The sequence below is a fragment of the Streptococcus sp. F2 genome (assembly GCF_056500955.1).
Genome location: NZ_JBWKAI010000011.1, coordinates 47,787 through 55,451 on the forward strand (window position 1 = coordinate 47,787; position 7,665 = coordinate 55,451).

The 7,665-nt window shown below is 39.6% G+C and carries 9 protein-coding genes; 4 read left to right on the plus strand and 5 right to left on the minus strand.

Annotated elements, in window-relative coordinates; all coding sequences use genetic code 11:
- The first annotated feature begins 234 nt into the window (after nucleotides 1–234).
- Together ACYTR8_RS05130 and ACYTR8_RS05135 are read left to right on the plus strand one after the other, a co-directional pair.
- Nucleotides 235–1,674, plus strand: a complete 1,440-nt coding sequence (locus ACYTR8_RS05130) for a sucrose-6-phosphate hydrolase (protein ID WP_479641781.1) — start codon at nucleotides 235–237, stop codon at nucleotides 1,672–1,674.
- A gap of 4 nt (nucleotides 1,675–1,678) precedes the next feature.
- Complete coding sequence (locus ACYTR8_RS05135) at nucleotides 1,679–2,644, plus strand: LacI family DNA-binding transcriptional regulator (protein ID WP_111717544.1); 966 nt, start codon at nucleotides 1,679–1,681, stop codon at nucleotides 2,642–2,644.
- Nucleotides 2,645–2,780: 136 nt separating this feature from the next.
- Here ACYTR8_RS05135 and nusB read toward each other — a convergent pair whose 3' ends face one another.
- From nusB to ACYTR8_RS05160, 5 genes are all read right to left on the minus strand, one after another.
- Entirely contained in the window at nucleotides 2,781–3,230 is a 450-nt protein-coding gene (nusB, locus tag ACYTR8_RS05140) for a transcription antitermination factor NusB (RefSeq protein WP_003052643.1), read from the minus strand.
- Nucleotides 3,223–3,612, minus strand: a complete 390-nt coding sequence (locus ACYTR8_RS05145) for an Asp23/Gls24 family envelope stress response protein (RefSeq protein WP_479641782.1) — start codon at nucleotides 3,610–3,612, stop codon at nucleotides 3,223–3,225. Before ACYTR8_RS05145 ends, nusB begins: the two co-directional genes overlap by 8 nt.
- 45 nt (nucleotides 3,613–3,657) lie before the next feature.
- Nucleotides 3,658–4,215: an elongation factor P gene (gene efp / locus ACYTR8_RS05150; protein ID WP_002993230.1), complete on the minus strand. Its 558-nt coding sequence runs from the start codon at nucleotides 4,213–4,215 to the stop codon at nucleotides 3,658–3,660.
- Between the two features lie 87 nt (nucleotides 4,216–4,302).
- A complete protein-coding gene (locus ACYTR8_RS05155) occupies nucleotides 4,303–4,770 on the minus strand; it encodes a deoxycytidylate deaminase (protein WP_111717547.1) in 468 nt (155 codons plus the stop codon).
- Between the two features lie 33 nt (nucleotides 4,771–4,803).
- Nucleotides 4,804–5,877 (minus strand): M24 family metallopeptidase, encoded by a 1,074-nt coding sequence (locus ACYTR8_RS05160; RefSeq protein ID WP_479640251.1) that lies wholly within the window; start codon nucleotides 5,875–5,877, stop codon nucleotides 4,804–4,806.
- A 181-nt stretch (nucleotides 5,878–6,058) separates the two neighbouring features.
- On the opposite strand from ACYTR8_RS05160, the gene ACYTR8_RS05165 reads away from it, so the two are divergent.
- The gene (locus ACYTR8_RS05165) at nucleotides 6,059–7,069 is read left to right on the plus strand and encodes an excalibur calcium-binding domain-containing protein (protein WP_479641783.1); all 1,011 of its coding nucleotides are present in this window, start codon (nucleotides 6,059–6,061) and stop codon (nucleotides 7,067–7,069) included.
- A gap of 173 nt (nucleotides 7,070–7,242) precedes the next feature.
- The gene (locus tag ACYTR8_RS05170; protein WP_479641785.1) at nucleotides 7,243–7,530 is read left to right on the plus strand and encodes a DUF6568 family protein; all 288 of its coding nucleotides are present in this window, start codon (nucleotides 7,243–7,245) and stop codon (nucleotides 7,528–7,530) included.
- The last annotated feature ends 135 nt before the right edge of the window (nucleotides 7,531–7,665 follow it).

Consider the following 7,665-nt stretch of genomic DNA (forward strand, 5'->3'; position numbering starts at 1 on the left):
CATCTCCTTTTTCATTTGGTGTCAGCCTTCACCAATTCTACAAGCTTTGCTGCTGAGAACCTACTTGACCGACGGTAGTGAATCCGCTTCACTTCTTGACTATCATTTTATCACTAATATTTTTTATGTCAAGCGTTTGACATATTTTTATTTTATTTGCATTAAAACATTGATTTTTAAAAAGAAAACGTTTAGTATATTAATAACAATAACTGTCAAACAAGGAGCTTTCTTATGGATCTACCACAAGCTGTCCGCTACCGCCCCTATGAGGAATGGAGCCAAAAAGACTATGAGGCCATCATCAAAAAAATAGCCCAATCTCCTTGGAGAAGTCGGTTTCACGTTGAGCCCCGAACAGGACTACTCAACGACCCCAATGGCTTCTCTTATTTCGATGGTCGTTTCCACCTCTTTTATCAAAATTGGCCTTATGGCGCTGCTCATGGTTTGAAGCAATGGGTACACATGACCTCCACAGACCTTGTCCATTTTACGGAAACAGGAAGCCGTCTTTTGCCAGACCATCCTAACGATAGCCATGGTGCTTACTCCGGCTCTGCTTATGCCATTGATGACAGGCTTTTTCTCTTTTACACTGGTAATGTTCGAGATGCCAATTGGGTCAGAACACCATTACAGGTTGGCGCGTGGATGGATAAACAAGGAAATATTTCCAAAATGCCACAGGTATTGATTGAACAACCTGATGACGTGACCGAACACTTCCGAGACCCGCAGGTATTTTCTTATCAAGGGCACTTCTATGCCATTATCGGAGCCCAATATTTAAATTACAAAGGAAAAATTAAACTTTATAAAGCTGTGGACAATCATGTGGATAACTGGCAATTTATCGCAGATTTGGACTTTGACGATTCTGGTACAGAATACATGATCGAATGTCCTAATCTTGTCTTTGTCGACGACAAACCCGTCTTGATTTTCAGCCCACAAGGACTAGCCAAGTCCGAATTAGATTATCAAAATATCTACCCCAATACCTATAAAATTTTCCAAGATTTCCATCCAGAAACCGGCAAATTACTAGATGGCGGTCCCTTGCAAAACCTTGATTTTGGGTTTGAGGCTTATGCTACTCAAGCCTTTAATGCTCCAGATGGCAGGGCTTTAGCTGTATCATGGATTGGGCTACCAGATATTGATTACCCAACAGATTCTTATGACTATCAAGGAGCTCTTAGCTTAGTCAAAGAATTAAGGATTAGAGACGGAATTCTCTATCAAGCACCTGTTTCAGCCCTAAAAGACCTTCGAGGGCCGGCAGAATTATTCCATAATAAAATAGACAGTTCCAACTGTTACGAATTGGAATTGACGATTCCGAGCCAAGAAAAAGTCAGCTTAGTCTTATTTGCAGACCAAGCTGGCAACGGGCTAATCCTAACGATAGATACAGACCAAGGGCAAATCGGCATTGATCGAAGTAAAGCTGGGGTCCAATACGCCCAGGATTATGGTACCGTACGCTCTTGCCAAATGTCTCCAGGCCGTGTTACACTTAATATCTATGTGGATAAGTCTATCCTTGAAATCTTTGTTAACCAAGGACAAAGGGTTCTTACCAGCCGTGTCTTTCCACATCAGGGACAAACAGGAATCCAATTATTGGAGGGACACGTTTCTGGGTATTATTATGAAATGAGGTATTAGGCAAGTGGTGGCAAAATTAACAGACGTAGCAGCCTTGGCAGGGGTCAGTCCGACAACGGTGTCACGTGTGATCAACAAAAAGGGCTACTTATCTCAAAAAACAGTGGATAAGGTCAACAAGGCCATGCGAAAATTGGGGTATAAGCCCAATAACCTAGCCAGAAGTTTACAAGGAAAATCAGCTCAGCTCATCGGCCTAATTTTTCCTAATATCAGTAATATCTTTTATGCCGAACTGATCGAACATCTGGAAATTGAATTGTTTAAACACGGCTACAAAACTATTATTTGCAACAGCGAACACAATCCTGTCAAAGAACGCGAATACTTAGAAATGCTCGCTGCTAACCAAGTAGATGGTATCATTTCCTCTAGTCACAATCTAGGTATTGATGATTACGAGCGTGTCGAAGCACCAATTGTAGCCTTTGACCGTAACTTGGCTCCTAACATTCCAATCGTTGCCTCAGATAATTTTGAAGGCGGAAAACTAGCAGCCCAAACCTTACAAAAACATGGCTGTCAAAAAATTATCATGATTACAGGTAACGACAATTCCGAATCGCCGACAGGTCTTCGTCAATTAGGCTTTAACTACCAGCTCAAACGAAGTGCTGAAATCATCAAATTGCCAAACGACCTCTCTCCTATCCGTCGTGAAATGGAAATCAAATCTATTTTGGCAACCCGAAAACCTGACGGTCTCTTTGTTTCGGACGATCTCACTGCTATTTTAATCATGAAGGTCGCCAAGCAGCTAGACATTGCTATCCCACAAGACATGAAAATAATTGGTTATGACGGCACTACTTTTGTGGAACAATATGTCCCTCAATTAGCGACCATCAAGCAACCTATCGAAGAAATCGCAAAACTCAGCGTCGAAGTGCTTCTCAAAAAAATTAAGGGAGAGAAAACCAGCAAGGATTATATTTTGCCAATTACCTTACTCCCAGGAGAAAGCATTTAGTGTCCCTCAGAAATTACTCTAAAAAAAAAGCAAACCGGAGAACTCTTTAAAAAGACGAGAGTAGCCTGTTTGCTTTTTTGATAGTCACAAGACAACACATAAAATCGGACCAATTTAAGATTGGTCCGATTTATCTTTAGTTACTTGCTGAAGAAGCTTCTGAAACAAATTGGCTAAGCAAGCCATTAATAAATTTGGCAGACGTTTCATCAGAATATTTTTTAGCAACCTCAATGATTTCATTTAAGGCCACACGATCAGGCGTCTCGTTGAAATACTTGATTTCAAAAAGTCCTAAACGTAACAAGGTTTTATCAGTCACCGTTAAGCGTTCTAATGACCAGCCCGTCTTCAAATGTTCTGAAATCGTGCGATCAAGTTCTTCTTTGTGATCGTTAACCCCGTTGACAAGATTTAATAAGAAAATTGGCAATTCCAAAGCCTCATTTCCTTCATCCACGACCTTATCATAGTCATAAGCAAATTGAGAGGCAACCAAGAAATCACCACCCATTTCCATGCTGAACAAGGCTTGAAAAGCACGCTCACGTAAGTCTCTTCTTGAATTTTGAAAACTTTTAGTCATCCAAAAAATCCTCATCAAACAGTGACTTCAAATCTGGTTTTGGTGTCTTTTCAGGAACAATTCCTTCAACATGGATATTGACTGCTGAGATTGTCACTTCTGCCATATCATATACCGCTGATTTGACAGCTTTTTGAATAGCCATAGAGACCATAGGAACCTTAACACCATACTGCAAATAAACATAGATATCTGCAGTTACGCTACCACCTTCTTGTGTTTGAAGGTAAACCCCTTTGCCTAGACTTGCTTTATTAAAGCTATCTGCCATTTTTTTGTTATGAAGGGAATGAACGCCCTCAACTTGTGTGGTAGCAATCCCAGTAATAACCTCAAGTACTCGTGGTGAAATAACGATTTCACCGATATGTTCAGTTGTCATAGCATTTCCTTTCTCTTCTTTAGACTAACCTGTTCTGACAAAGGATTAAGCACGAGAAACGTAAGTACCTTCTGCAGTGTTGATGATTAGTTTTTGACCAGCTTCGATAAAGTCTGGAACGTTGACCACAAGACCTGTTTCAAGAGTTGCAGGTTTACCAGAACCTGTGACAGTTGCTCCTTTGATAGATGGTTGTGTTTCGGCAACAGTCAATTCAACGGTTGTTGGAACAGTCACTCCAATCACTTCGCTTCCATAGAATTGGATTTTAACGTCTGAGTTTTCAAGAATGTAAAGTAACTCTTGCTCAACGTTAGCAACTGGAATTTCGTACTGATCATAAGTGTCAGTATTCATGAAGTAAGCAGTGTCATCCATTTTATATAGGTATTGTGCTGGAACAGTTTCAATGATAGCTTGCTCAAATTTTTCATCTGGACGGTAAGTTGTGTCAAAGGTAGACCCTGTACGCACATCACGCAATTTCATACGCATGATTGTGTTTCCTTTACCTGGTTTATGGTGACTAGCTTCAAGGACACGAATTAATTTTCCTTCTGATTCGAATGTCATACCGGCTTTAAGCTTACTTGCTTCAATCATTATTATTTACCTCTTACTAAAATATTATCACTTCATTTTACCACAAAAGCGCCCTAGGCTCAAATCTTTTATGACCATTCACCCAAGCTAATCATTAGGTCCTTCCTTACCACCCAAAATGATGTGAGGCACGTCGTGTTGCACGTACGCAACTCCCTTTTTCTCCATTAGTTCAATCGCAAACGGGTGCGGACGATAATGTGCTTTGTAAGTAATCTTTTTAATCCCAGCCTGCAACAAAGCCTTGGTACAGTTGATACAGGGAAAATGCGTTACATAAATTTCAGTTCCGTCAGTCGAAATCCCTTCTTTCGCACATTGAATCAAAGCATTCATTTCAGCATGAACGGTCCTGATGCAATGTCCATCTTCCATATAATGGCCCGCTTCATTACAATTATCTGTGGCAGAAACACCACCATTATAGCCCGTGGCAATAATACGATTATCCTTTACCAAAACAGCTCCCACAAAAGCACGGTCACAAGTAGAGCGTTTGGAAATAAGCTCTGCATTGGCCATAAAGTAATCTTGCCATGATAAACGATTTGTCATTGCTTCGTCCTTCTAATCCTTCCCTAAGATAATTTACAACACAATCAGTTCCTTTGGTGCCAAGGTCAATACTTGACAACCAGTTTCTGTGATGACCAAGTCATCTTCAATACGGACGCCATATTTATTATCCAGATAGATTCCTGGCTCGTCTGTTACCACCATTCCTGCTTGGAGAAGTTGCTCAGATTTCCCAAAAAACGGATTCTCATGGGTGTCAAGCCCGATACCATGACCAATGCCATGTGTGAAGTGACTACCATAACCAGCCTCAGTGATGAGTTGGCGCGGAATACCGTCAAAGTCGCTATAAGTCATGCCAGCGCTAGCTTTATCAATGAGAGCCTTGTTAGCAGCCAGAACAAGAGCATAAATCTCACGTTCTTCATCAGTAACTTGGCCAATATGAATGGTCCTCGTCATATCACTAACATAGTGGTTGTAGTAGCAACCAAAGTCCATGGTCAAGCTCTCTCCATTCTGGATAACCTTGTCACTGGCGCGTCCATGAGGCATAGCAGAGCGATAGCCTGAAGCTGCAATGGTATCAAATGACGTTCCGGTAGCACCATACTGACGCATGCGAAAATCTAAAAAATTAGCAAGGTCACGTTCAGTGGTTGTCCCTGGTTTAATAAAATCAAGGGCATCTTCAAATGCCTTGTCAGAGATCGAGCAAGCTTTAGCAATGGTCTCGATTTCAGAAGTATCCTTAATGAGACGTAAAGTCTCCATAAAGCCCGACTGAGCAAGCAAGGTTATTCCTGACAGTTCTGTTTGCATGGTCTGATAAAACGAAAAGGCAACTTGGTCTTCAAAACCAAGGTAATCTACTCTATCAGCCTCTAACAATTCTGCCACAACCTTGAGCGGCGTGCGGCTTTCGATAATATCAAAGCCTTGAACACTAGCTTTAGCAATCAAGGTATAACGTGAGTCTGTGATGAAAATACGACGACTGGCTGTTATTAAAACAGTAGCTGCAGTCCCCGAAAAACCTGTCAGGTAGTAAATATTGGTTAAATGAGTAACCAGAAGAGCCTCTAGCCCCTTCTCTGCCATCAACTTTTGGCATTGTTCTAATCGTTGTTCTAAAAATCCTGACATAGCAAACTCCTTTGGTAACTTTTGAGAATATTGTAGCATGAAAGGGTACCTAATAGCTAGTTATCATTTCAAAAGAAAACCTTATTGTGTTATCAAAAAATGATTTTATATGCAAATAAGCGTTTACATTAAAGATTAAAAAGTGTAAAATTAACATAAAAATTAAGGAATGGATTAAATAATGAAACACAAAAGTTGTCTCACAATTATTTTGTACTTTACACTAGGAATCATCGTTCTTAGCATCCTTTTAATGCTAATGCCATTTATTTTAATTGCAGGAATTATCGGATTATGGTTCTACAGCAAAAAGAGACCTAATACAAAACGAAAAAATTATGCTATTGCAGTAACCGTGGTCGGATTAATTGGCACCATTGTCCTGGGATCAGGTCTTGCCAATAATTCCAACAAAGCTAAAACAATACCTCAAACTTCTTCTAAAGCAGTAATAAAGCCTATAGCTAAGAAACTAGCTCAACAACCAAAAGATAGCAGCTCTCGTGATGAAGACAGAAGAATTCAGGAAGCTAAGCAGGCTCTTATTTTTTTAGAAAAAACTACTAATCGAACAAATCTAGAAAAAGCAAGGGGAGCTATCAGACAAATTAAAAACTCTAAAAACAGAGAGGGCCTACAGAAGCAATTTAACAACCTAGAGCAAATTCTTTATTTAACAGAAGCTGAAGCTAACGTTAAAGAGTTAGAAATCAATAAAACTAGACATTTAGTCGAAGGCGCTAAGCAAAGAGTAAACCTTATTTCTGATGCTAACCTGAGAAGTGCACTTATTAGTCGTATTGATTCAGTTACCAAGATAATTAAAGAACAAGAAATTCAACAAGTTGCTACAAATGACGCAGAACTAGCCATCCAGCAACTTGAAAATAATCAAATTCGCGATAATGTTGCTAGTGCTCAAGCCAAAGTTAATCTTCTTTCAAATATTGACCAAAAAACTACTTTCACTAATCGCATAAACGCGGTGATTTCTGCAATAGAGACTCGTGAAGCACAAGAACGAGAAGTACAGGCAGCAGCAACACAACAACAACAATTTGCTCAAGCACCTCGCACTTACTATGCTAACTGCACTGAAATGCGGAACGCTGGAGCAGCGCCTATTCAACAGGGGCAACCCGGTTACGCAACACATTTAGACCGTGATCACGATGGTTGGGCTTGTGAATGATTAAAAAACGATCACTTTTGATATTCATATTGTTGCTGACACTTTTACAGCCTAATATTAGCCATGCTACCGCTAAAGACTATTTATCAGATAATGAAGCTAAGGCTATCTCGTCTTATCAAAAAAGCAGTCATTTCTTAAAATCGGTCTCTATTAGTGAGATACAAACCATGATGGCAAACAAAAAAATTTTTTACCTTTATACAGGACGAGCAACATGTCCTCATTGTAGACGCTTCATGCCTCGTTTAATAAAAGCAACACAAGAATCCAAAATACCCATTTATTATCTGAATTCCGAAAGTATGTCTCTTAATTTAGACTTAAAAACTTTCAGAAACCATTATCATATAACTACTGTACCTAATCTATCACGATTCCAATCTAATTATCTCACTAAAACCCTCGAGAAGCCAAGTCTAGTTAGTAAAGAGGATATTATTATTTTTCTCACTCAATAAAAAATCCAGTTTAACACTGGATTTCAGATTGAAGACAAATATCGATTTTGTGTTTGTCTTTTTTAGTGTTTTTAGATAAAAATGGCTGTTTCCGTGCTTAAACCACCTCATCTGAACAAAATAAAAAGGCTCTCC

Coding starts and splice junctions, on each gene's coding strand:
- ACYTR8_RS05130 (WP_479641781.1), top strand. CDS start 235: ATGGATCTACCACAAGCTGTCCGCTACCGCCCCTATGAGGAATGGAGC.
- nusB (WP_003052643.1), bottom strand. CDS start 3,230: ATGACTAAAAGTTTTCAAAATTCAAGAAGAGACTTACGTGAGCGTGCT.
- ACYTR8_RS05145 (WP_479641782.1), bottom strand. CDS start 3,612: ATGACAACTGAACATATCGGTGAAATCGTTATTTCACCACGAGTACTT.
- efp (WP_002993230.1), bottom strand. CDS start 4,215: ATGATTGAAGCAAGTAAGCTTAAAGCCGGTATGACATTCGAATCAGAA.
- ACYTR8_RS05155 (WP_111717547.1), bottom strand. CDS start 4,770: ATGACAAATCGTTTATCATGGCAAGATTACTTTATGGCCAATGCAGAG.
- ACYTR8_RS05160 (WP_479640251.1), bottom strand. CDS start 5,877: ATGTCAGGATTTTTAGAACAACGATTAGAACAATGCCAAAAGTTGATG.
- ACYTR8_RS05165 (WP_479641783.1), top strand. CDS start 6,059: ATGAAACACAAAAGTTGTCTCACAATTATTTTGTACTTTACACTAGGA.
- ACYTR8_RS05170 (WP_479641785.1), top strand. CDS start 7,243: ATGGCAAACAAAAAAATTTTTTACCTTTATACAGGACGAGCAACATGT.